21 protein-coding genes are annotated in these 24,303 nt (G+C 60.2%); 9 read left to right on the forward strand and 12 right to left on the reverse strand.

The window, feature by feature from the left end:
* Positions 1-22: 22 nt before the first annotated feature.
* The 4 genes from AWB69_RS01730 to AWB69_RS01745 all read right to left on the reverse strand — a co-directional run bounded on the left by AWB69_RS01730 (position 23) and on the right by AWB69_RS01745 (position 2,543).
* A complete protein-coding gene (locus AWB69_RS01730; protein ID WP_062081464.1) occupies positions 23-592 on the reverse strand; it encodes a YbhB/YbcL family Raf kinase inhibitor-like protein in 570 nt (189 codons plus the stop codon).
* Between the two features lie 105 nt (positions 593-697).
* A complete protein-coding gene (locus AWB69_RS01735; RefSeq protein ID WP_062081466.1) occupies positions 698-1,492 on the reverse strand; it encodes an anti-sigma factor family protein in 795 nt (264 codons plus the stop codon).
* Positions 1,489-2,007, reverse strand: coding sequence for a sigma-70 family RNA polymerase sigma factor (locus AWB69_RS01740; protein ID WP_031360721.1), 519 nt, complete (start codon positions 2,005-2,007; stop codon positions 1,489-1,491). Before AWB69_RS01740 ends, AWB69_RS01735 begins: the two co-directional genes overlap by 4 nt.
* Before the next feature lie 155 nt (positions 2,008-2,162).
* A complete protein-coding gene (locus tag AWB69_RS01745; RefSeq protein WP_062081469.1) occupies positions 2,163-2,543 on the reverse strand; it encodes a COG4315 family predicted lipoprotein in 381 nt (126 codons plus the stop codon).
* A 313-nt stretch (positions 2,544-2,856) separates the two neighbouring features.
* Here AWB69_RS01745 and AWB69_RS01750 point away from each other — a divergent pair, with 313 nt between their 5' ends.
* Positions 2,857-4,149 carry a CaiB/BaiF CoA transferase family protein gene (locus tag AWB69_RS01750; protein ID WP_062081471.1) on the forward strand — a complete coding sequence of 431 codons (1,293 nt, stop codon included), beginning with the start codon at positions 2,857-2,859 and terminating at the stop codon, positions 4,147-4,149.
* Positions 4,150-4,745: 596 nt separating this feature from the next.
* Positions 4,746-5,531 carry a DUF1828 domain-containing protein gene (locus AWB69_RS01760; protein WP_062081476.1) on the forward strand — a complete coding sequence of 262 codons (786 nt, stop codon included), beginning with the start codon at positions 4,746-4,748 and terminating at the stop codon, positions 5,529-5,531.
* 45 nt (positions 5,532-5,576) lie between these two features.
* Here the strand turns inward: AWB69_RS01760 and cls are convergent, their stop codons facing one another.
* Entirely contained in the window at positions 5,577-6,860 is a 1,284-nt protein-coding gene (gene cls, locus AWB69_RS01765; protein WP_407923003.1) for a cardiolipin synthase, read from the reverse strand.
* 222 nt (positions 6,861-7,082) lie between these two features.
* Positions 7,083-7,526, reverse strand: coding sequence for a MarR family winged helix-turn-helix transcriptional regulator (locus AWB69_RS01770; RefSeq protein ID WP_062081478.1), 444 nt, complete (start codon positions 7,524-7,526; stop codon positions 7,083-7,085).
* Positions 7,527-7,678: 152 nt separating this feature from the next.
* Between AWB69_RS01770 and AWB69_RS01775 the strand changes: the two genes are divergently transcribed.
* Positions 7,679-9,220: a DHA2 family efflux MFS transporter permease subunit gene (locus AWB69_RS01775; RefSeq protein WP_062081480.1), complete on the forward strand. Its 1,542-nt coding sequence runs from the start codon at positions 7,679-7,681 to the stop codon at positions 9,218-9,220.
* Between the two features lie 5 nt (positions 9,221-9,225).
* On the opposite strand, the gene AWB69_RS01780 is transcribed toward AWB69_RS01775, so the two are convergent.
* A complete protein-coding gene (locus AWB69_RS01780) occupies positions 9,226-9,735 on the reverse strand; it encodes a M48 metallopeptidase family protein (protein ID WP_062081482.1) in 510 nt (169 codons plus the stop codon).
* 388 nt (positions 9,736-10,123) lie between these two features.
* A complete protein-coding gene (locus AWB69_RS01785) occupies positions 10,124-10,900 on the reverse strand; it encodes a Crp/Fnr family transcriptional regulator (RefSeq protein ID WP_062081483.1) in 777 nt (258 codons plus the stop codon).
* Between the two features lie 193 nt (positions 10,901-11,093).
* Between AWB69_RS01785 and AWB69_RS01790 the strand changes: the two genes are divergently transcribed.
* From AWB69_RS01790 to AWB69_RS01805, 4 genes are read left to right on the forward strand one after another with little or no spacing between them, the layout of a single operon-like run.
* A complete protein-coding gene (locus AWB69_RS01790) occupies positions 11,094-12,488 on the forward strand; it encodes a FecR family protein (protein WP_156528703.1) in 1,395 nt (464 codons plus the stop codon).
* A 32-nt stretch (positions 12,489-12,520) separates the two neighbouring features.
* Positions 12,521-14,350, forward strand: a complete 1,830-nt coding sequence (locus tag AWB69_RS01795; RefSeq protein ID WP_062081487.1) for a CHASE2 domain-containing protein — start codon at positions 12,521-12,523, stop codon at positions 14,348-14,350.
* On the forward strand, positions 14,337-15,611 hold the full coding sequence (locus AWB69_RS01800; RefSeq protein ID WP_062081489.1) for a tetratricopeptide repeat protein: 1,275 nt from the start codon (positions 14,337-14,339) through the stop codon (positions 15,609-15,611). Before AWB69_RS01795 ends, AWB69_RS01800 begins: the two co-directional genes overlap by 14 nt.
* Positions 15,612-15,663: 52 nt before the next feature.
* Complete coding sequence (locus tag AWB69_RS01805; RefSeq protein ID WP_062081491.1) at positions 15,664-15,891, forward strand: hypothetical protein; 228 nt, start codon at positions 15,664-15,666, stop codon at positions 15,889-15,891.
* Between the two features lie 50 nt (positions 15,892-15,941).
* Here the strand turns inward: AWB69_RS01805 and AWB69_RS01810 are convergent, their stop codons facing one another.
* From AWB69_RS01810 to AWB69_RS01825, 4 genes are read right to left on the reverse strand one after another with little or no spacing between them, the layout of a single operon-like run.
* Positions 15,942-18,338: a glycosyltransferase family 4 protein gene (locus AWB69_RS01810; RefSeq protein ID WP_062081493.1), complete on the reverse strand. Its 2,397-nt coding sequence runs from the start codon at positions 18,336-18,338 to the stop codon at positions 15,942-15,944.
* A gap of 7 nt (positions 18,339-18,345) precedes the next feature.
* Entirely contained in the window at positions 18,346-19,380 is a 1,035-nt protein-coding gene (locus tag AWB69_RS01815) for a glycosyltransferase family 4 protein (RefSeq protein ID WP_062081496.1), read from the reverse strand.
* On the reverse strand, positions 19,377-20,717 hold the full coding sequence (locus AWB69_RS01820; RefSeq protein ID WP_062081498.1) for a methyltransferase domain-containing protein: 1,341 nt from the start codon (positions 20,715-20,717) through the stop codon (positions 19,377-19,379). Before AWB69_RS01820 ends, AWB69_RS01815 begins: the two co-directional genes overlap by 4 nt.
* Entirely contained in the window at positions 20,714-20,875 is a 162-nt protein-coding gene (locus AWB69_RS01825; protein WP_197500151.1) for a hypothetical protein, read from the reverse strand. Before AWB69_RS01825 ends, AWB69_RS01820 begins: the two co-directional genes overlap by 4 nt.
* Positions 20,876-21,125: 250 nt before the next feature.
* Here AWB69_RS01825 and AWB69_RS01830 point away from each other — a divergent pair, with 250 nt between their 5' ends.
* Positions 21,126-22,892, forward strand: a complete 1,767-nt coding sequence (locus AWB69_RS01830; protein ID WP_062081502.1) for a type I secretion system permease/ATPase — start codon at positions 21,126-21,128, stop codon at positions 22,890-22,892.
* A 14-nt stretch (positions 22,893-22,906) separates the two neighbouring features.
* Entirely contained in the window at positions 22,907-24,271 is a 1,365-nt protein-coding gene (locus AWB69_RS01835) for an HlyD family type I secretion periplasmic adaptor subunit (protein WP_062081504.1), read from the forward strand.
* The last annotated feature ends 32 nt before the right edge of the window (positions 24,272-24,303 follow it).

The following is a 24,303-nucleotide window of genomic DNA, read 5'->3' on the forward strand; positions in this document are numbered from 1 at the left end:
CCTGATCATCGCGCCGCGGTAATCATCGCGCGTATCGCACCACCATGCTCGACGACGCCAGCACATGGCCCTTCATTGCGGCGATCAACGCGTTGCGATCGAGAGCGGGGGGCAGCGCATTGGCGGCGAGATCGAGCGCGTAGGCTTGCACGACATAGTGATGCGATGCATCGCCATGTGGCGGGCAGGGGCCGTAATAACCGTCCTTCCCCGTCCGGTTGATTCCACCGATACTCCCCGCCGGCGGCGGCCCGCCGTCGGCCAGTGTGGTCGTCGTAGCAGGGATCCCGTAGAGAACCCAATGCACGATGCCAAGGCCGCGCGCGCCGTCGGGATCGAAGATAGTGACCGCAAAGCTTTTGGTGTCGGGCGGCGCATTGCTCCACGCGAGCGGCAACGAGACGTTCTTGCCGCCGCAATCCTGCGCGCTGGCAGCGTGGCGGGAATCGAGGGTGGTGTTATCGGCGAGGCCGGGCGAGGTCAGCGTGAAGCGTTCATCGGCGATTGCTGCAACTGTCAGGAAACATCCCGCGCCAATCACGGCAACGCGCAAAAGCCGCTTCGTGCGGCGCATGCCTGGATCACTCTTCATTGTTCTTCCGGCCTTCAGTCTCAAAAACTTCGCTTGGGAGTACCGCGTGCGCTTGATGTGCTCCCGCTTGTATTCCCCTTCAGGCGCCGCGATCCTGACAATTTCTCACTGCCATTTCTTCGGGTCGCCGCCCAGTGCCGCGCAGGTATCGAAGCTGATGGCGCGGAGTTTCGCCTCGCTGATCTGTCCTGAGAGCGCATAACCCGCGTGGTCCGTCGTCCAGTAGAACGTCCGTCGCGGGCCTTCGCGCAGCATCCGTATGGCGTACTCGTCCTTGTGCTTGCCCGAGCCGCTTGTCATGTACAGCGTAAGTCGTTCGCCGCTGGCGTTCTGATACATGAACTGCGCCGCAGGTCCGTCCTCGCCGGGCAACAACCGGCCGCCCACCAGCTCGAACCCGTATTCGTGCAGCGAGGGAATGGTGAGGGTCCGGTTGAGCCGCCTGGACAACCAGGTCACGAGATGATCTTCCTGCGACGCCGCGACTTCCACCGCGTGCCGCTGCTCAGGCGCGTACACGGCGTAAGCAATATCCGCGCGTTGCGCGAATGTCGGCGCCGGGCGATCCTGATCGACGAGCGGCAACAGCATATGCATCAGGAAGCCGCATGCGATCCCCATTACCAGCCAACTCGCCGCGATAAGGTAACGCCTGCGCGGACGCACGACGACGACTTGCGGCTCGTTGTCAGCCGCGGCGGTAAACAGCGCCCGCAGCGCACTATCCTGCGCGCGATACGCGGCCACCGTCGCCGCGCTAGCCGGATCGCGGGCAATACGCTCAGCCGTTTCGGCGCGCTCGGCCTCCGGCGCTTCATCGTCGATGAACGCCGACAGCGCGCGCAGCTCATTGGCTGCCGCGCTTGATTCCGCCTGTTCCGGACGTCCGGGGTTCGTCATGTGCCACTCACGATTTTCAACGATGCCGATTTGCGGCCCGGCTCCTCACCGAGCAGCACACGCATGTGTTCACGCGCCCGCGATAGTCGCGACATCACCGTTCCGGCCGGCACGTTCAGCACCACGGATGCCTCCTGATAACTCATGTCCTCGACGCAGACGAGCAGCATGACTTCGCGTTGCTCTACCGGCAGGCAATACAACGCACGTTGCACGTCGCGCAGCACAAGCCCGTCGACTTCGCCCACGGGCGCGGCCATCTGCCGCCAGGGCGCGGTTTCATCGTCGACGGCAATATCGCGCCGGCCGCGCAACTGATCGATATAGAGGTTGCGCATGATCGTGAACAGCCACGCGCGCAGATTGCTGCCGACGCGAAACCCTTTCGACCGGCCCAGCGCACGTTCGGTTACGTCCTGCACCAGGTCGTCGGCCCACGCGCGGTCCCCCGTCAGCGCGCGCGCATAACGCCGCAACTGCGGAAGAACGCCAACGAGGTCGGTGTCGAAGCTCAAAGGCCTATGCTCATGACTGGTTCACTTTCAGCGCTCCTGGTCACTGTTCCGGTGACGACGATATTGCCGGCACGCGCGCAGTGCTCATCGATCGCTACTTGCTGGTCTCCATCGCTCTAATGGCGTCATACTGCTTCACCCTTACTGCTTCACCCTTACTGCTTCACGGTATGCCAGACGTCCTTGAAATTGTCGCCGTTGGCATCGCCGGGTTTCTGGTCTTTTGCGAACCTGTATACGCGCTTGCCTTTGTACGCCCACTGGTTGCCGCCATCTGCTGTCGGCCGCATCGTCCAGTCACCCTGGGGTTTGTCCGATGAATCGGCCATGGCCGCCGGCCACGCCTGCGCGCAACCGCCGCTGCAGGCGCTCGGGCCGGACGCCGGATCTTTGTCGAAAGTGTAGAGCGTCATGCCTTTCGCGTCGGTGTACATGCCGCCCGCGGCCATCGGCGGCGTGGCATGAGCACTCAGGCTGATGGCCGCGGTGAGGGACGCGGCAACGGCTGCGGCGAGCATCGGGATGCGGATTCTCATCTTGTTTGTCTCATTCCATTTTTGTGCAGGTACGGGATAAACGGATGATGCTTACGCAATATTCCGGTGCCTGACAAATATTTCGACGGATGTCCGGTGATTTTGATCCTGTCGATTGGCTGACACGTCGTCTCAAGATTCATCAGGTTGTCGAGCGTCCGGCGAGGACGCTCTATCCGGCGACTTGGCTACAATCGACGGCATCGGACGACACGGTTCTCCGCCAGCCGCCCGGCCAGACGTGCCGATTCGCATTTTTTCGGCCGTGAACGGGCCGATAAGCCAAAACCCGGCTTGAAACGAACGAGGTGAAATGGTGCAGGACAGCAAGAACCAACCGTCGCCGGAGAACCCGGGCGCGAACACGAATACAACGAGAAAACGCCCGTTGGACGGCATTCGCGTGCTGGATTTATCGCGGGTGCTGGCGGGGCCGTGGTGCACGCAGAACCTTGCGGATCTGGGCGCACAAGTGATCAAGATCGAGCGCCCGGGCGCGGGCGACGACACCCGAACATGGGGCCCGCCATTCCTGCGCGACGCCGAGGGCCGCGATACGTCGGAGAGCGCGTATTTCCTGTGCGCGAACCGCAACAAGCAGTCGGTTGCCATCGACATGAGTTCATCTGAAGGCGCCGCACTTATCCGCGAGTTCGCGAAGTCGTGTGACGTGGTCGTCGAAAACTTCAAGGTCGGCGGACTCAGGAAATATGGGCTGGACTACGAGAGTCTTTCGGCGCTGAATCCGCGGCTCGTGTACTGCTCGGTGACAGGGTTTGGTCAAAGCGGGCCGCTATCGCAACGCGCGGGTTACGACTTCCTGATCCAGGGCATGGGCGGGCTGATGAGCATCACCGGCGAGCCCGACAGCGTCGCGGGAGGCGGTCCGGAAAAAGTCGGCGTGGCCGTGACGGACTTGATGGCCGGCATGTATGCCACCACCGGCGTGCTCGCCGCGCTGATGGAGCGGGAAAAGAGCGGCCTCGGGCAACATCTCGACATCGCATTGCTCGATTGCCAGCTCGCCATGCTCGCCAATCAGTCGATGAACTATCTCACCACCGGCATCGCGCCACAGCGCATGGGCAATGCGCATCCGAACATCGTGCCGTATCAGACGTTTGCCGCGAGCGACGGCCATGTGATCGTCGCATGCGGCAACGACAGCCAGTTTCGTTCGCTGTGCACCGCGATGAACGTACCGGAACTCGCACTCGATGCACGCTTCGCCACGAATAGCGGGCGCAGCGTGAACCGGGCGGAATTGCTGCCCCAACTGGCCGCGGTGTTCATGACGCGTCCGCGCGACGCATGGGTCGACGCGCTTGAAGCGTGCGGCGTGCCGTGCGGGCCGATCAACGATATCGAGCAGGCTTTTGGTTCCGAACAGGCGCAATTTCGCGGCGCCGCGCGGGAGATAGCACATCCCGTCGCGGGTGTTGCGCCGACGGTCGCGAGTCCGCTGCGTTTATCGGCTACGCCGGTCACGTACGATCAAGCGCCGCCGATGCTTGGACAACACACGAGCGCCATGCTGCGCGACGTGCTTGGCATGGACGACGCGCAGATCGGGGAGCTCATGCGAACGGGGGTGATTGGCGGATAGCTTGATTGCGGCGTGCAGGGCCTTAGTCCGGTGACGCGATACTTTATGACAACCTTCCGCTTGACTCCCCTAAAGCTCACCAAGGTATGGTTGGTCATGTGAAATCCACGCAAACACGCAGGATGCAAACCATGACCTCCTATGATCGACGACCTTCCACGGGACGAGGCGGAACGCTTGTTGAGCCTCATCAAGTTTGGCGACCCATCAACGAGATGGAGAAGGCGGCAGCAAACGGTAAGTTGGGCGAAATGCGAGTTTGGTGTTACAGATGCCGAAGGCAGGCGCATTCATGGCATTACGGCTGATCTTTCTGTCCGATACGGCCGGCGACCGCACCTTAAGCAATTCTTGTTCAGCATGTATTACTCCCAGCACAGGCGTAATCGTCGGGCGTACCAGCTCGACGTCTTTCAAAGTGGTCGACGACTAGCGGATCTTCATCGGCGTCCGCACGAACACGTGGGCCGCGAGCGGTTGCCGGGCCACGCTGAATGGTCCGCGATCAGTTTCGCGAGCGCGCTGTTGCTCTTCTGCACGAAGACCAATCTGACGCTGACGTGCGTCTTACCTGACCCATCGGTTCCGGAGTCGAAATGAATATCCAGTCGTCCTGCCAGGACATGTGTGCCAAGCTTGGCTTCGGCTGCGTGGAATTAGAAGATGAATACCCGCCCATGATGGCCCTTCAAACGCCGTTTGGCTTCTACGGCGGCGACCCGTTCGAGATCTACGCGGAATATCTGGGTGATCGCGAGCAGATACGGTTCTTTGATTCCGGGGGCACGCTCTTCCACTGCTTCTCTCGCCAGATCAGTTCATTTCATCTGCGGGACTATCAGGTCGTGAAGGCGGCGATCAAGCAGCCCGGCATCAACGTGACTCAAGAGGGCGAAATTGAAGGCACGTTTGACGTGTCCGACATGGCGTCCGGCTTCGCGACTTATATCGACGCCTTGCTTGGCATGGCCAGATGGGAGTTTGATAACGCCGGCACCGACTTCGCGGTCCGCGAGCCCAGCCTGATTGATGACACGAGGCATTATCTCAACGCAATGAAGCCGGATGTTCCAGCAATCAGGAGCACGTTCAAGGCTGTGGGCGTGTCGGGTCGTCAGTACGGCTTTGACCTGTCGCAGGATGACCGGCAGATCGACGTGATCTCATGTCATCGCAATGCTTCGTCGTCGGAGCTTTACAAGCTCGTGGACCTGCGTGGCAATGCACTGACCGCCAGCATGCCCATCGTCGTGGTGGTGGACGACCGTTTGTTACCCGAGCAGGCGGATCGTGAGGTGGCCGTGATCGGCCAGTACGCTGAGGCGTGGCCTATGAGAAAGCTGATTGAAGCAGCGGCAGGGGGTGGTTTGACGCGGCATTGAGGGAGTGCCAACTGGTGGGAGCCTGGGAAGAATCGTGCATGCAGCTCAAAGCTGCCAATCGAGCAACGGCACTGCTTTCTCTATCAGCTTCTCCAGCATTGGTCTGCGCAGCCACTCTTCGTATGTGACGAGGTGCGATTTTTCAATATCGGCGTCGAAGATCGCGCTTTGCTGACGGGCAAATTCCCGATCGTAGATATTGAGGTTCGCCTCGTCGTTGAGCTTGAACGAACGGCTGTCGAAATTCGTCGATCCCACCGAAACCAGGTAATCGTCCACCACGAGTAATTTGCAATGAAACATGGTCGGCTGATACTCGTGGATTTCAATACCCGCGGCCAGCAGATCGCCCCAGCAGGCCCGGGATGCTTCGCGCACCGTATGGGTATCAATGCGTTTTCCCGGCGTCACAATGCGCACTCTCACGCCGCGCCGTGCAGCTTCCACCAAGGCATTGATGGTCAGACCATCGGGGACGAAATACGCGCTTGCCAGATGAATGCTCTGCGTGGCCGCCGTGATTGCCATGAGGTACATCAGTTCCATGTCGTCGGCGCCGTTGGCGGGTGAGCTGCTGAACATGTGCGCAACGCCGTTACCGGCATCGCCTTCCGGCAACGGGGGTATATCCGGGAAATACTTTGGGCCGTGCAGCACATTGCCCGTCGCCTTGATCCAGTTGTCCATGAACACCGCCTGCATGTGTCCGACCACCGGACCTTCCACCCGGAAATGCGTATCGCGCCAATGCTTCTCGTCCTGCGCGTTCCCGGTCCACTCCTCTGCAATCCCTACGCCGCCGGTGAAACCCACGCGGCCGTCGATGATCAGCAGCTTCCGGTGTGTCCGGTTGTTCATTCGCCCAAGTCCGGTCCAGTGCGGCTTGTGGTATTGCACGACGTCGGCGCCGGCTTGCCGCAGCTCTTCAAGATAACGGTGGTCCATTTTCTTGCAGCCCACCCAGTCGAGCAGGATGTGCACCGCCACGCCCGAGCGCGCTTTTTCCGACAACGCCGCCGCGAATCGCGCGCCGATCTCACCGGACCAGTAGATGAACGTCTCGAACGTGATCGTCTCTTTGGCGGCTTGAATGCTGTCGAGCATCGAAGGGAAAATTTCGTCGCCGTTCAGCAGCACGGCGTACCGGTTGCCAGAGGTCACTGGCGGCCCTAGCAGGAGGCTCATTGAGCGGATGAATTGCGGGTCGTAGCTGGCGTACAGCCGCTCGATGCTGTGCTCTACCTTCTTTTCGCCACTTACGAAATTCGCAAGGATCAGGACCACGACGAGCGTGACGGCTACCGTAAGCGGTATGGCGAGCAAGAGCATGTCGGGTTCCGTAGGAGACTGGCAGCGACAGGGACAAGGCGGACGTGTTGCACGAGCCGGAAAGCTCGGGTGTGCGCGACGGAAGTTCCGACACCCCTGGTAGCAAGGGATGGACCTTCTACTTATTGCACTGCGTGGATCGATCTGATCCGGTCGCTCGGTGTGCGTGTCTCGCGGTTTCGCGGACACCCGATAACGCGGCCCCGAGTTGCTGCAAGTCCCTCACTCGTCCACGATCGAGCTCAGGTTCACACGCACGCGCCGCAGCAGCGAGATCAACTGTGCGCGTTCGTCGGCGTCCAGCCCTTCCAGGGCTTCAGCCGCCACCGAATCGCCCACCCGGCGGGCCTTGCCCAGTGCACCTTCCGCCTTTGCCGTCATCCGCACCGTCCGTTCGCGACGGTCATCGGGATTCGAAAAACGCTCGATCCAGCCGCCTTCCTCCATCCGGTCGAGCAGGCGACCCGCCGATATTGGCGCGACTTCCAACAGATCGGCTAGCCGCGCCTGGTTTACATCGCCGAAATGGGACAAATAGGCGAGCGCGCGGCATTGCGCCCGCGTGAGATCGAGGGACGATTTCGCGAGCTCGTCGAAGCGCTTGCTGCACAAACGCCCAACATCCGAGATCAGAAAACCAAAGCGTTTGTCGAGGTGCGTTTCCATGCGCCGATTATACGAAAGAAGCGCGCGCTCACCTGCACCCGGGCGAACGCGGGTTTCCCCGGGTTTTTGACGCCTTGCTGTAATAGTTACCCTGTTTATAATAAGCATGCTTACTATTTTATGAGCAATCTGATAACGGAACTGGCGCCTGAATGTCTTCTGAATCGATGCCGGCGAGCGCGGCAGCCACGCCGCTCAACCGGCCCATGCTCACGGTTTCGATCATGCTTGCAACGCTGATCCAGACGCTCGACAGCACGATCGCCAATGTCGCGCTGCCGCATATGCAGGGCACGCTGTCGGCGTCGCAGGATGAGATCACGTGGGTGCTGACGTCGTACATTGTTGCCGCGGCAATTGCCACGCCGCTTACCGGCTGGTTGTCGGACCGGCTGAGCACGAAGCGTCTGCTGGTCATCTCAATTGCCGGTTTCACGGTTGCGTCGGCGCTGTGCGGGTTATCGGAGAGTCTTGCGCAGATTGTCGCGTCGCGATTGCTGCAGGGGATTTTCGGAGCCTCGCTCGTGCCGCTCTCGCAATCCATCCTGCTCGACATCAATCCGCGCGAAAAGCAGGGTCAGGCGATGGCAGTCTGGGGCATGGGCGTGATGGTCGGACCCATTCTCGGGCCCACGCTCGGTGGCTGGCTCACCGACAGCTACAACTGGCGCTGGGTGTTTTTCATCAACGTGCCGATCGGCGCGTTTGCGCTTTTTGGCGTGCTGACGTTCCTGCCGGCGCGAGCCGCGAAGCTCGGCGTGAAATTCGACGCGTTTGGCTTCGCCACGCTGGGTCTGGCGATCGGCGCGTTGCAGGCCTTGCTTGATCGAGGCGAGCAGCTCGATTGGTTCGGCTCGATCGAAATCCGCATTGAGGCGATTCTGGCAGTCTTGAGCTTTATCTTTTTTCTTGCGCACACGGCGACTGCCGGCAAGCGTTCGTTCTTCAAATATGAACTGTTGAAGGACCGCAATTTTGCGACTGGCGTGTTTTTTATCTTCGTGATCGGCGCGGTGATGTACGCGACGCGCGCGTTGCTGCCGCCAATGTTGCAGAACCTGATGAACTATCCGGTCGCCACAACCGGTCTGGTCACGGCACCGAGCGGCGCGGGCACGATGATCGCCATGCTGGTCGCCGGCCGGCTGCTGCGACGCACCGACGCGCGTCTTTTGTTGTTCGCGGGCTTTTTGATTTCAGCGTTCGCGCTCTGGCAGATGATGCACTACACGCTGGTGCTATCGGTGTCCGATATCGTGTGGCCTGGCGTGATCCAGGGTTTTGGTCTGGGTTTCGTCTTTGTGCCGCTGAGCGCACTGACGTTCTCCACGCTGACGCCCGAGTTACGTGCCGACGGCACCGCGACCTTCAGCCTGATGCGAAATATTGGCAGCAGTATCGGCATCTCGATCGTGCAGACCATGATGACGCGCGGCACGCAGGTCGCGCACGCCGACTTGGCAGCGAATGTGAACGTGTTCAATCCGTCGATGCAGCCCATGCTCGAGAGTGGATCGCAGGTCAGTCTCGCGCTGATGGATCAATCGATCAATCAGCAGGCGCAGATGATTGCGTACCTGAACGACTTCAAGCTGATGTTCGTGGCGACCTTACTGGTGGTACCGCTGCTCTTGCTGATCAGGCCGATGCGAAGTGCGGCCAGCGAAACACTCGCTCACGCAGCTGCGGATTGACGAAACTACTTGATGGGTGAATCGCGTGTCAGCTCGCGCTGCGTCAGGTACACGCGCAGATCGAATTCAACCTGGTGATAGCCCGGCTGCATGAATTCGCATAGCCGGTAAAACGCCTTGTTGTGGTCGCTTTCCTTCAAATGCGCGAGTTCATGCACGACGATCATGCGCAAGAATTCCGGCGGCGCCTCCTTGAACAGCGACGCCACGCGAATCTCCTTCTTCGCCTTGAGCTTGCCGCCCTGCACGCGCGATATGGCGGTGTGCAGGCCGAGCGCATGACGCAGCACGTCGAGCTTGGCGTCGTACATGACCTTATCGATGGCAGGCGCCACGCGCAGAAACTCCTGCTTCAGATCCGCGGTGTATTGATACAGCGCGCGGTCCGATTGCACGGCATGGCGCTGTGGGTACCGGTCGGCGAGATACACGCCCAACTGGTCATCGGCGATAAGTTTGCGGACTTTATCCTGAAGCGTTTGCGGGTACGCGCTCAGATATTTCAGAGGGAACATGGCGGGTTGCGATGCAGGATGTCGTGGCGTAACTGGCATTGTAGCCGCGCTTGTTCAGCGCTTTCGGGTGATCCACAAGATACATGCGATCAGCGCCGGTTGAAGCGGCAACCGCGCGAGCAGAAGCCACGGAGGAATGCCAGGGAACAGATCGGCATGGACGGCGTTGCGGTGCCGTGGTTCTGCGTCACGCTGAGTGGTGAGCGTCAACACGCATTTCTCGATGCCCGGCTCGGCCCCGGACCAGATTGTTCCGCTCCGCCAATGCTATCGGGAAAGCAGGTGCGGCAGAAATGGTGTCCGCACATCGAGCGTTGCTAAGCAGAGCCTTTAATGGGGCGGTTATCTCACTGATTGCTGGCCGATACCCAATGCACAGACGTGCGCTTCATTTGAATTTGCTGACGATTTGATCATCGACACCCATCACTTTTTTTCGGAGTTGCAGCTCCGCTTCACCTTTCGCCAGTCGTTTGAGCGTCTCGGCGTCGCGGACGATCAACCGCCTGTAATCGCGCTCGACCACCTGACCGTCTATAAGTGATCGGATCGCCCGCGACACGGTCTCGCGGCTCACGTTGGCCATGATTGCGATGGCCTGCTGATTCGGTAGGTTCTCGATGGTCAGGAGGTCGCCGGCGGACTTTTTTATCGACGCTTCGAGCACGGAATAGACACGTGCATAAGCGCGAGAAAGCCCGAGCATCGAGCGATAGTTCGATGCTTGCCGGATCGTTCGGCAAAGTCGCTGCAGGAGCGCCTCTACCACCGCCGGATTTTGGTAGAACAACGCTTGCGCCTGTTGCTTGGGCAAAAAGCCGACTACCGACTCGGTGGTCGCGATGATCGACGCCGAGCGAGGCCCCCCGTCGATAATCGACAGCTCACCGAAGTAGTCACCCGGCTCAACAAAATTGAGTCCGACTTCGCGCCCGTCTTCCGACAGCGCAATGACTTGCAGTTTGCCCGACATCAGCATCAGTAACGAAGAACCCGCATCACCTTTATGGACAACAAAGTCTCGTTTTCCGAAGCGTCGGTAGCGGATATGCCGGCTAGTCTCTTTGATGACCTCGTCGGTCACGTTTCGGAGCAGCTTTTGTCGCCTCAGCAGATCGATCGCCTTCATCGTATCGCTGCTGTTCTCTACTTCATCTGTCAGCATCTGGTGGCGGCCGCTCGGAGGTATGAAACCGCGCCACGATAAACGGGTTGCGTAGTGGAGCTTGTGACGACCATCACATCTTTGTTGCGGAATGTATTTATGATCTGTGACCTAATGCTCGGAAAAGAGCAAAGCAAGTATTAGCGGATCACAATAAATGCTAAAAGGCGTTACCCGGGGGTTTTCAGCGCTAATGCTAACGCTAACGCTAGCGTTCGTGTGGGGTAACGCGTGCGCGCAAAGCACGCAGGTTCAAGCGCCGGTGATCGGCAATACCGTGGTCGTGGTGGGTCATGCATTCGTTACGGATGCAGGACAACATGTGCCACTTGCGCGCGGGACGGCGATCGTGCAGGGCAGTACGATCGAAACCGGCGCCGATGGATATGTCTATATTGCGACAGTGGATAACGGCTTTATCAGCGTGCGTCCCGAGTCGTCGCTAAGCTTCGAACGCTACGAATACGATCCGGCTGCGCCGCAGAACACGCTGATCCGGCTGATGCTGCATAAGGGCGTCGTGCGCGAAATATCCGGTGACGGCGCGCGGGCCGCTCGTGGGCGGTATCGAATGAACACACCCGTCGCTGCGCTGGGTGTTCGTGGCACCGACTTTTCCGTTTTCACTGACGCCAACGTGACGCGCGCAACGGTGCGCAGCGGCGGCATTGTGATGACGCCTCTCGGTGTTGATTGCTCTGCATCGGGCATCGGTCCATGTGAGGGTCCGGCCGCAGCGCAGCTGTTTGCCGATGGACATAAAACGTTCGTAGAGGTCGATCGCAACGGCGCACGTCCGGTCACAGTGGACGCGAAACTCTCGCAGTTGGTGCCCGATCATGCAGCCCCGCCACTCAGGAGCGAAGATACCGACGCGCGCGCGGTGACAACGATGACCTCCGAAGAACCGGGGGTCACGCCAGGCCAATTGACCTTCCCGACAGTCGCCCCTGCCCAACCTGCACAGCCGGCGCCGCCCGTTACGCCGCCTGCACCCGTGGTGCCGGTTGCGCCGCCGGTGGTAGTGGTGCCGGTAGTACCGCCACCGGTGGTGGTGCCACCGCCGGTTGTTGCTCCCCCACAGCCGGAGGCGCAGCAGATTTTCTGGGGGCGTTTCGCGCCGATCGCTTCTTTGCCCGCAGACACTACACTCGCTGCGTTGATCGAGAAAGGCGGCGAACAGGTCGGCACTATTCTGCCGTTCGCGATGACGCGGACACCGCAGCAAGCGATGGTCATGCCGACGAGCGGCAGTTTCAATTTCGGCTTGCAGAGCTACGAAGCCTATATTGTGGACTCGACGGCGGGTACCGCGACTGCGGCTGCAATAACCAATGGGGTGCTGTCTATCGACTTCGGCGCCCGATCGTTCTCCACGCAACTCGACCTGACGGCAAACGGATCGACACATCTTGTCTCGGGACAAGGTGGCGTCTCGACCGACGGCAAGCTGTTCAGTGACTACACGTCCCCCGCCGCGATTCTTGGAGCGGTCGCAGGAAAGACCGCGACGCAGGCGGGTTACGTTTTCACCCAGGGAATCGACGGAAAAACCACCGCGGTCGGAGCCACTCTGTGGGGGCGTTAGGGAACGTCTTGCGCCTATCGAAACTTGACTTGATGCGCTTGACTTTGTTTGCGCTGATCTCCTTGATAGCGTGGTTGCTGGGAACCGGACTGTGGTCGCCCGAACCGTATCGGCGGGTCGGATTCGCGCTTGACGACTGGCGGCAATCCTACCTGCTCTCCGACAGGCACGACCGACGTATCGCGCTGATCGACATTGATGAACGTTCGCTCGACGCGATCGGACCGTGGCCCTGGCCACGCGCCGTGATCGCGCAGATCGCGCGCAATCTCTTCGAGCAGTACCACGCGAAGGTAGTTGGTCTCGACATCCTGCTTCCCGAAAGGGGAGACGCCGAAGGCGACAGTGCACTGCTTGCGCTCGGGCATCGTTATCCGCTGGTATTCGCGCAGGCGTTCGATCTCTCGGGCGATCCAGATGCGCCTCATACCGGGCATATCAACAGTGGGCGCACAGAAAAGGCAAACGCGTCGCGCGCGCCCGTTGCGAGCGGCTTCGTCGCTAATTTCTTTGATGATTCCGATGTCTGCGCAGGACACGTAACCCCGCATGCCGACCCGGACGGTGTTGTGCGTTCGATTGCGCCTCTGATTCAGTTTGGCGGCCTCACCTATCCGATGTTCGCATGGCAGTTGATGACCTGCCGCGGTGCTGAGCGCCCACTCCCGGTTTCTATCGAGTCGTTGCCGACCAACAGGCGCGGCCTGATGAATATCCCATTTCAACTAGGGATGCGATCGTTCGACGTTATATCGGCTCTTGACGTGCTGGCGGGCACTGCTCCGCCCGCGCTGCTGACGAATCGCCGCGTTCTGATCGGCTCGTCATCCATTGGACTGACGGACCATGTGGCCTCGCCGATCGAGCCATGGTTACCCGCGGTGGTCGTTCACGCAGAGCTGCTTTCGTATCTGCTCGACAGCGAAGCTCGGGGCGCATTCATTACGTCGGGCAGAGGCCTGTCGATGCTCTGGACGGCTTGCTCGATCATCATATTCGCGCTGTTGTTCAGGCGGCAGCGGGCGCCGGTTGCGTTGACGGTCTTGCTGGTGACCACGTCAATCTGGCTCGCATTTGTTTTTTCAACGCGTGCGGTAGCAGCCGGTCTGGCCGCTTTGCCGCTTGTGCCCGCCGCTGTTTATATGCTGATCCAGGCGCCCATTGAGTGGATCTCTTCGCAGGCGGAAATCAGGTCGTTTGAACGGCGCTTCAGCCTCTATTTGCCGCCCACCGTGCTGCGCGAGATCGTCCGGCGTCGCGGGCTTAAGGCCTTCACGCCCGAACGCCGGCAAATCTCGGTTCTTTTCGTCGATATCGAGGGATATACGCGGCTTGCTGAACAGGTGCCACCAGAGCAACTGGCCACGATGACCGACGTGATTTTGACGCGGCTTACGCAATGCGTGTACGACACGGATGGCACGCTCGACAAGTACATCGGCGATTCGCTCATGGCGTTCTGGGGCGCGCCGCTCGAGCAACTGGACCATGCCGATCGCGCGCTGGATTGCGCACGGGCGATGCTCCACGAAGTCGATGCCCTCAACCGCTGCGTTGATCCGGTCATGGGCGGCCAGACAATACGCGTGCGTATTGGCGTGAACAGCGGCGGCGCTGTGGTCGGTGAGCTCGGTTCGACGTTCCGACAGTCCTACACCGCTATTGGCGACGCGGTCAACGTGGCGTCCCGGCTGCAGGATTACGCGAAAGTTGTCAAAACCGATTTGCTGATCGGCCAGGAGACCGGGCGGCTTGTGAATCGTCACGCACTGCGCACGTTCGGCAACGCCACGCTGCGCGGGCGCATAACGCCTGAGCTGCTGTACGTGCTGGAAGAGGTTGGGACGGATGCAGCGCACTAGCCGCCGCTCGCGCCGGTTTCTCGTCAGATGTGTCGCCGCCCTGTGTTTTTCCGCGCTGCGCGCGCATGCACAAAGCTCCGGGGCCGAGTTGCAGGAGACTATTGACGACGATCTGCAGGCGCAGGCCCAGGTCGAGACCGACGCGGGTAACAAGGAGCAAGCGATCGAGTTGCTCAACGAGCTGGTCAAGCGGGATCCGCGTCGTGCAGGCGCGCTTCTCGACGTCGCGATCCTGTACTGTCAGCTTGGGGAACGCGACTTGTCGCTTGCGACGCTGTCGCACCTTGAGAAAAGCTACACGGTGCCGCCCGCGATCGAAAAGCTGATTGGCTTCTACAAAACGGACAGCTGCGCGCCGGCCGGTTCACGACCGAAACTTTCCATGAGTGTCGGGATAGGTGCAACTTCGAATGCGAATTTCGGCACATCCAATCCGTTCGTGAGCTTTGCGCCCGGCGCGCCGTTCACGTCGTTGGAGCTCGCGCCGGACAGTCTCGCGCATGGCGACAGCTATATCGAGTCGGCGATAGCAGGCGAGTTGCCGATTGCGATGCTGCCGAACGTCACGCTTCTGGCCGCGCTCGCCACTCGCCAGTACCGCAGCATGCATGCGTTCGATCAGCGCACGGCGACGTTCGGTGTTGCCCACAGTGTGTCGGTCGGGCGAGGTGAGATCGACAATCAATTGTTAGCCGATACGTTGTGGCTCGGCACGCATGTGTATCAACGCGACGTGAACTGGCGGGCCGGCTATTGGGGCCCCCCTGTTGCCGTCGGCAATTCGCTGTCCCGGGCGGGAGTCGACCTTACGCTGAACGATGCCTGGTATCCGGGCAACGCGCTTTACGATTCGCTTCGCGCCGAACTGCGGATTGGCTTCAATGCCCGCATTGGCGAACGTACAACGGTCCTGCTATTTGCGGGGCCGGCATGGGATGAGCCACACTCCGGCCGGCCGGGCGGTGCGCGCCACGGCTACACTGCGTCCTTCACGATCGACTATGACATGACGCGCTACGGCCAGCTCGAAGCCATCCTGCAGCAGCGCACACTCAACGACACGGCGCCCTACGATCCGCTCTTCTTCGGCGATATAAAACGGCGGCAATCGGTACAGGCGGCATCACTGCGCTACGTATATCCGCTTAATCGGTCATGGTCCCTGTATGCGCTAGTCTCTACACAGCGCGTCGACGATTCGATCTCACTGTTTTCTTACACGACACGCAGTGGATCAGCCGGTATAACGTGGAAATATTAACTTGTGCGTCATCTCGCGGTAGAATTTGTCATCCGCTTACAAGGTTTTTTCAATGACACATCCGATTCCACAGAATATCTTTGAAAAGGGCGGCGCCGACGACCACTCAACATGCCTTGAGGCGCACGGCTTTCTCAACCAGTCATATGATTCACTCGATCACCTGCTGCGCGATCTCGCGCACCAGGGGAGCAGCCACGTAGCAGATTCAGGGGCCGTGGTCCAACTGGCCGTGGTCGGGCAGCCCGAAGGGCTGATGCCTTTCCATCTGTTTCTCTAAGGATCATCTGGCGCGCTCGATTCACCGGGTTCGTCGAGCAGGCCATTCGGTCATGCAAGAACCTGCTTGAGCGCGCCTGCATAAGTCGCCGCAATTGCAGTCCAGTCTGCATCGGCTTCAACCCATTGTCGTGCCTTTCGAACGATCCCGTCGCTTTTCGGCCGCGCGGTGCCGAGTGCCGTTTTGATTCCGGTAGCGAACGAGTCTTTCGCCGCCGATACATATTCGCGGCCGGGAGCGAAGCCGGCGCCTCGAACGCCGAACTCGGTGCTGACAATCGGCACGCCGGCTGCAGCATATTCGATCAGCTTGAGGTTGGTGCCCGAGCCCGAGATCATCGGGTTCAGGCCGACATCGCACAATTCCAGCCAACTCGCCTTTTCCGCGTCGCTTACAACACCGGCCAGACCGACATTGGCCGGGCGGTCCCACGATTCCACGACGCTGCAGACTGAACCGAGCATCAGGAAATCGACGTGGGGCAATTGCGCGGACGCCTCCATGACAACACGGGCCGCATCAATATTGGGTCCATGCGCGCTGCCCATGAACAGGGCGAGAGGGCGATTCACGCCAAGCGTCGTGCGCCGTTGTGCCGAGCGCGCGAAGTTGCGCAACGGCGTAGCCGAAAGATCAATCCCATTGGGCACGACGATGAGATCTGCGCCCCCGTCCTGGCGCTGATACAGCTTGCGCAGGCGTTCGCGGTCCTGTGCCGAGCAGGCAGCTACAAGCACCGCGTCCCGCACAGCCAGCGATTCGATCATCGAAACGCGATCGACGGCCCATCGGTGCGTGCCGAAGATATCCGCTTTCAGGTCGGCCTCGACGTTATGCGCCTCGTAGACGAACGCCACCTTCGAGACCGTGCGCAACGCTGGCAGGGCGTACGGATGCGAACACACGATAAGGTCGGCACGGCGGGCCATTGCATCGATTGCTTCAAGCCACTGCGGCGCGCTCGTGGGATGGATCGCGGCTGTCAGGTCCTCGACGGACGCACCAAGCGATTCCTGCAGCCGTTGCTCGTGTTTGTCGAAGGTGGATGATTTGGGCGCGAGTTCTTCGCAGAAATCGGCACTCAGTTCACGCACTTGCCGCGGCAGATGCGAAGGCGCAAGGTTCACAAATTGGACCTTGAACTGTTCAGCCACGCGCGAATACAGTCCAAGGAGCCGCAGCTTGCCGCCACTGACGGCCGGCGCAATCGGGAATGTGTTCAGCACGCCGAGCAGGGGTTTGGCCCGCTTGGTGATGACTGTGGGGCCACCCGCCTGCACTGGACGTCCCCCGGCCAGAAGCGCATCGCATAGCGTGTCCCACCGCAGGCTCGACGCGCGTACCTGTGCGGCCAGACCCATTTCGCGCGCAGCAACCCGGTCATCGCACAAGCGATGCATCGCACGGGCCAGTGACGCGGGTTCCGGTTCGACAATGAACCCGGTGCGGCCATTCTCGATCAACTCGGTCGGACCGCCTGAGTCCGTGGTCGTGATCACCGGCTTGGAGGCGAGCATCGCTTCAAGTGTGATCAAACCGTAATCCTCATCGCGCGGCACGAAGGGCACGCATATCGCGCGCGCATATTCCTGCGCCAGCTCGGCGTCGGGGATCCGGCCTAGAAACCGGATTCCGGGATGAGTTCCTGCGACCTCACGCAGCCGTGCCTCGTCGGAACCGCTGCCTGCGATGTGAAGCGGCACATTCACACCGCTTCGAATATACGCCTCGATGATCAGGTTGATCCGTTTGGCCGGGTCAAGGCGGCTGGCGCTGAAGATCGTCTCTTGCGGACCCGATGTGAGTCCCTTGAGATGAGTCGGATGATGATGGACGGCGACTTTCGCACCGACTGGAAAGTATCCCTCGCGGGCGGCGACAACGTCTGAGATCGCGGCGTAATGCGCGACTTTGTCCGCACGCATCGCGACTGCATCGAGCAAACGGATTACCGCGCGGCTCAACGGGCCGGGAAACGCCCACTGCGGTGAATCTGACGACTTCCGGAATGCGGCGTCGATCGCATTGAGCACCTCATCGAACTCGACATCTGCCGCACGATAGTCGGCAAGTGCCTTCACTATATGTGTCGGCACGCCAAGCGAGCGCAATGCATTGCTATCGAACCCGGTCGGCAGATCCGCAGGGTAGACGTCGTAAAGACCGCGCAGCGTGTGCTGCAGATAAACCACGTGATTCGGGTGACGGATGGCCCACGCGGGATACTTTGTGCTGATGACGAGATCGAAATGGCTTAGATCCAGATCGGCGAAGCGGCGATAAGTATCGAGCAGTTCGCCCATGTTCCGCTCGCGGCTCGGCAGCTTCAGAAGATCCGCCTGAACGCCGGGGCGCGAATTAAGCGCTTCCAGCAATCCCTGCCACAGGTTTTCCGCTCCGCCAAGAACGAACGGAACGGGGCTCGGTGCAACAATCGCAATTTTCATGATCTGGCTAGTTGAGACGTTGGACTAGCGCGTCGGCGACGCGGCTCCACGAGATATCTGCGCGAAGGTATGCCTCGCGCCCTCGCAAGCCGGCGTCGGCGACTTCTTTCGGATGTGCGGCGATCCAATCGAGGCGGGTGGCAAGCGCAAGGGCGTCGGGCTCTTCAATCCAGCCGGTGTCTTCATGGCGAACGAATTCGAGCGGGCCGCCCGAATCGGTGCAGGTCAAGACCGCCTTGGATGAGAGCATCGCTTCAAGCGTGATGTAGCCGTAATCTTCGTCGAAAGGGGGAAACACGACGGCGAGCGCGTTCGCATAGAAGGCGCGCTTTTCTTCTTCGCTGATGTGTCCGATAAACGCCACCCGCTCGCGTACGCCGTAGCGGTCAACGAGCGCACTGAGTGCGTCGCGCTGGCCGCCATCGCCCGCCAGGATGATCTTGAGCTTGGAGCGCATAAGGCGCGCCGCCTCAATGAGCAGATGCTGCCGTTTCAATGTTTCGAGCCGGCTCGGGAAGAACACGTAGGGCAATGCGGGCGCGCAGCGAAAAGTCTCGACGCCCGCGGGGGGGTGATAGAGCGGTGTCGACTCAATGCCGTTGAAGAGCCGCAGCCGCTCGGCCACGCGCTGCGAATTTGCGAAGACCATGTTGGCGCGCGAAAGCGCCGCGCGATCAAACGCAATCACTTGCTTACGTAGCTCAGTAAGCGCGGGCGGCGCTTTAGCGGCATCGTATAGCTCGTACACAGCCCGGTGCTGATGCATCACCCAGACGCGGTGATCCGGATGAGCAATCCCGTAGCCTGGAAATTGCAAGCTGATGATCTGATCGATGGAGATGCCGTTTGGCTGCACCAGATCCAACGAACTCGCGTGCGCCATCGCGCGCGTGATGTCGGCTTCAGGAGAAAAGCGGAACGGCAGGCGCAGAAGCTGGACGTTGTGACCCGCATCCTGCAACGCGCGCACGACGCCTGCAATGTGGAGTTCAGCGCCCCCTTCGATAAACGGCACGAGGTTGGCCGTGACGAGGATCTTCAAGTGCGTGATTCCTCTGTGCGATTTTTAAAACCCGTCACCGCAAAATCCTGCGGACCGCAGAGGTGCCCGTTGACGCGCTCGGTGAGCGGATCGTTGCCGGGAACCTTGGCTTCGTCCGGGTACGGACTGCTGCGAATGATGTCAATGTCCTTGAAACCCTGATGCTTGAGCAGGAACGAGATCGCCGTCGGGGTGATCGGATGACGGTGCGTGAAGTCGTGATAGAACGTGTGGCTACCGACCAGCACGTTCTCCGGGTTCGGTGTTTCGAACAACACCGCGCCGCCTTCAGCAAGCACTCGATAGCTTTCGGCGACGAGCGCAAACAAGTAGTCGAACGGTACGTGTTCAATGACGTGAAAGCCTGTGACCGCGGTAACGGAACCTGTCGGCAAGCTACGCAGGAACGACAGTGCGTCGGTGCATTGCGCGTCGAAACCGCGCTGCAGGCAAACGTTGACCATCACACTGTTCATATCAACGCCCACGGCGTCAAAACCCTTCCGCGTCACATACGAAAGCCATTCGCCGCGGCCGCAGCCAATGTCGACGACAGCGTACAACGACTGCACACGTGCCTTCATCAGCGAGGCGAACCAGTTGTCGTAGACGGCAAGCTTGGCCATCACGCTTTCCTGTGAGCCACGATTGGCGTCTTCGAATGCGAGATAGTAAGAGTCGATGACTTCAGGCGGTACGGGTGGCACCGGCGTTACGATCTCCTGAAGATCGCTTAAGTGCTGGGATAACACCGCAAGCTCGTGCTCATGACGCGGAACCATGCCGGCGATGCGTTCGAGAGGGGGATGCCACGCTGCGAGCATCCGTTCAACGGCCCGATGCCGCACAAACGGAGCGGCACGGCGTACCGCGCGTGCCTCCAGACGTCGCAGCGCGATCGACGTCAGCACACCGAGTCCGCTTCGACGCAGGACGCTGTCGGCTGCGATGAGCATCATCGGCAAGCCGAGGCCGCGTACGCGTACGCCGACGCGCCGCCCTTCTTTGGACAGACGGATTTTTGCAGCGATGCCCAGACGGGTCGCACCGCGCGATATCTGCCCAACGTAGATCGCGACCCCTTTTGCGTCCGGCTCGCGACCGAGCAGAAAGCGGTAAGACGTCTTGACGAATTCATCGCCGTGGTCTTCGAGAAACAGCCCTATATCTGCAGTGCCCGGGTGAGCGGAAGCAGATGACAGCATGGGCGTGGTGGCCAGCAGCAAATGATGTGCAACGGGAGCAGGCGGCGCTTCGTCGTAGTTCTTGCGCGGCTCGTGCGCAGCAGAATCTGCCTTCACACGCGCAATCAGTGAGTTGAGTACCGCGCTCGTCATGATTCACCTTGTTCAAATTTGCCCGCCGCGATCGACGACGACCAATGCGTGCCATAAAACAGCCGGACCTGATGGCTGCGATCGACAAACGCCCGCGCGAGATGCGCCGCGTACTGCCCGAGGCCAGCGAGTGGCGTGAGCAGTGCTCGGCTTCCCAAAGCAATCTCGTGGGGTCCAATGATGTGTTTCTCGATCATTGATTAAAGGAATTGGGGTGTCCGCAGAAGCCCCGAAGTATCTAGTGTGTTTGTTCGAATGGTTGTGACGGTCGTCACATTTTAAGGTCCGTCGTTCGATCAGAATTGCGCCGTCACCGGTGGCGGCATCGCCGGCAACTCGAAAGAACGGAGAGCAGGTCATGCGAAATGGGTTGCATGCACCTCCGGGCGACTCAGGCACTGGAACGCGATGAACAAGAAATCCAAACTACCATCGAACGAGATAGTTCAGGCTTTATTGGGGTACAGACGTGTGTTCCGCACGATCGCTGTCTTCAGCCTGCTTATCAACCTCCTCATGCTCGTGCCATCGCTTTACATGCTCCAGGTCTATGACCGGGTGCTGCCAAGCCGTAACGGCATTACGCTCGCCATGCTGACGTTGATGATGTTAGGCATGTGCGGCTTGTCCGCGGCGCTTGAATATGTGCGCAGCTTTATCGTCATTCGGATTGGCGCAAAGCTCGATATGCATTTGAATGCGCGGGTCTACACGGCCGCATTCGAAACCAATCTCAAGCAGCAAGGGAGCAACGCCGGCCAGTCTCTTAACGACTTGACGACGATTCGCCAGTTCGTGACGGGCAATGCGTTGTTCGCATTCTTTGATGCTCCCTGGTTCCCTGTGTACCTGTTTGTCATATTCCTGTTTAACGTGTGGCTCGGCCTTTTTGCTCTCGCCGGTTCAGTTGTGCTTCTCGCACTCGCCATCCTCAACGAACGCGTCTCGCGGCGGCCTCTCGCAGAAGCGACCACGCTCTCGATTCGATCAACCACGCTCGCCACCAGCAATCTGCGAAATGCTGAGGTAATCGAAGCAATGGGAATGCTGCCGAATCTGATGGCACGCTGGTCGGTGCTCAATTCGGGCTTTCTTGCGCGGCAGGCAGAAGCAAGCGAAAAAGCGGCAATGGTCGGTAACGTCACCAAGTTCGTGCGGGTCGCGCTGCAGTCGCTTGTACTCGGCGTGGGCGCGTTACTCGCCATCGACGGCAAGGTCTCCCCAGGAATGATGATCGCTGGTTCCATTCTCATGGGCCGTGCGCTGAGTCCTCTCGAACTCGTCATTTCTGTATGGCGGCAGTGGAGCGGTGCACGGAGCGCCTATGACCGGCTCGTGGATTTGCTCGACGCCAATCCTGCTCGCCGTATCGGTATGAGCCTTCCGCCGCCAACTGGCCGGCTTGCACTGGAGGCGGTGAGCGCAGCTCCCCCAGGCGGGCGCGTGCCGGTGTTGAACGGCCTGACATTCGCCATCGAACAGGGAGACGTGGTTGGCGTGATCGGTCCCAGCGCTTCGGGCAAGTCGACGCTTGCCCGGGTGATGGTGGGCGTGTGGCCGGCCGCAATCGGCAAGGTGCGGCTTGACGGGGCAGACATTTACCAGTGGGACAGGGACCAGTTGGGTCCGTTCATCGGCTATTTGCCTCAGGACATCGAACTGTTCGGCGGTTCCATCGCAGAGAACATTGCGCGCTTCGGCCAGATCGATTCACAGCAGGTCATTGAAGCCGCGACGCTCGCCGGGGTTCACGAAATGATCCTGCGTTTACCGCAGGGTTACGACACGCTTGTGGGCGACCGCGGCGCCGGGCTTTCTGGCGGCCAGAAGCAGCGCATTGGCCTTGCGCGCGCACTGTATGGCAGCCCGTCGCTGATCGTCCTGGACGAGCCTAACTCCAACCTCGACGAAACCGGCGAAGCCGCGTTAACCCACGCGATCAACTGCCTGCGCGCTGCGGGCAAGACCGTGGTGGTGATCACCCACAGGAGCAGCATCCTCTCGGCGACCACGAAGCTGCTGTTGCTGGTTGAAGGGCAAGTGAGACTCTTCGGGCCCACGGCACAAGTACTCGCGGCGCTGTCGACCGCCCCGGCACAGGCACAACCAGCAGGCACCGCACCAGCCAACCCCTCGCAAGATTCGGCCTCAGAGCCTCTAGAAACAACGACCTGACTCGAAGAGCTTTTATGCGCAATTCCACAAGCCACAAGGCGGGTGTGCCTGCAGTCGAGATATTCGGCACTGCACTGCCCCCGGTACTCGATACCAACGAATCCCGTTTCGTCAGAATCGGCTGGATCATTGTTCTGGTCGGTGTGGTCGGCTCGCTGCTCTGGGCCGCGTTTGCACCGCTTAGCAAAGGCGTACCGTTGCAAGGGACGGTCGTTGTGACGGGCAGCCGCAAGCAGATTCAGGATCCGACCGGCGGCATTATCCAGGAGATCCTGGTGAACGATGGCGACCAGGTCAAGGCCGGCCAAGTGCTTGTCCGGATGAATTCAGTGCAGGCACGCTCGCAGGAAGAATCGACTCGCGCGCAGTACCTGACAGAGCTTGCCGTGAAGGCGCGCCTGATTGCCGAGGCGACGAACGCCAAGACCATCACGTTTCCTCCCGAACTCATGAAGCCTATTGCGGCTCACGACCAGCGGGTCGAGGACGACGTCAATCTGCAGGAGCAGTTGCTTATTTCGCGGCGGCGCGCGCTGCAGGCGTCACTGGAAGCGCTGCGTCAGGCGAGCATTGGGTATGGCGCGCAGTTGGCGAGCACCAAAGACTCGCAGATCGACAAGCGCTCGGAGCAGAAGACGCTTGATGAACAACTCACGGGTATGCGGGCGCTTGCGGGCGAAGGTTATATGCCGCGTGCGAAATTGCAGGATCTTGAGCGGGAAGACGCGCGGCTTAACGGGGAAATTTCCAACCAGGTTGGAATTGCAGGGCAGTTGAGCAGCCAGATCGCTGAATCGCGCTTGCGCCAGGCACAGCAGCAGGAAGACTACTTGAAAGATGTGCGCACGCAACTCACCGAAGTGCAGCGCGATACCGATGCATTGCAAAGTCGCCTGAACGGATTGGAATTCGAAGTTGCAAACGCTGAAGTCCGGTCGCCGGTCGACGGCACGGTAGTGGGCGTGAATGTCTTTACGAACGGTGGGGTTGTCGGAGCCGGCGCGAAGCTGATGGAGGTGGTGCCTAGCGGCGCGCCGCTGGAGGTAGAAGGCGAACTACCGGTTGAGTTGGTGGACAAGGTACAAGACGGCATGCCCGTAGACATGATGTTTACCGCGTACAACCAGAACAAGACGCCGCGAATCCCGGGGACGCTGTCGTTTGTCTCCGCGGATCGACTGGTCAATGAACGTACGGGTGCGCCGTACTATCGGGTGCGCGTCCAGGTCGCGCCGAAGGGCATGAAGCTTCTGGAACATCTCAACGTCAAACCGGGCATGCCAGTCGAAATCTTCGTCAAGTCGGGCGAACGCTCAATGCTCAGCTATCTCCTGAAACCAATCTTCGATCGTGCTCATAGCGCGTTCTCGGAGGATTGACGTGCGAGTATCAAGAGAGAAGCATGCGCGCA

Origin of the sequence: Caballeronia udeis (assembly GCF_001544555.2) — a bacterium.
GTDB classification, from domain to species: Bacteria; Pseudomonadota; Gammaproteobacteria; order Burkholderiales; family Burkholderiaceae; genus Caballeronia; species Caballeronia udeis.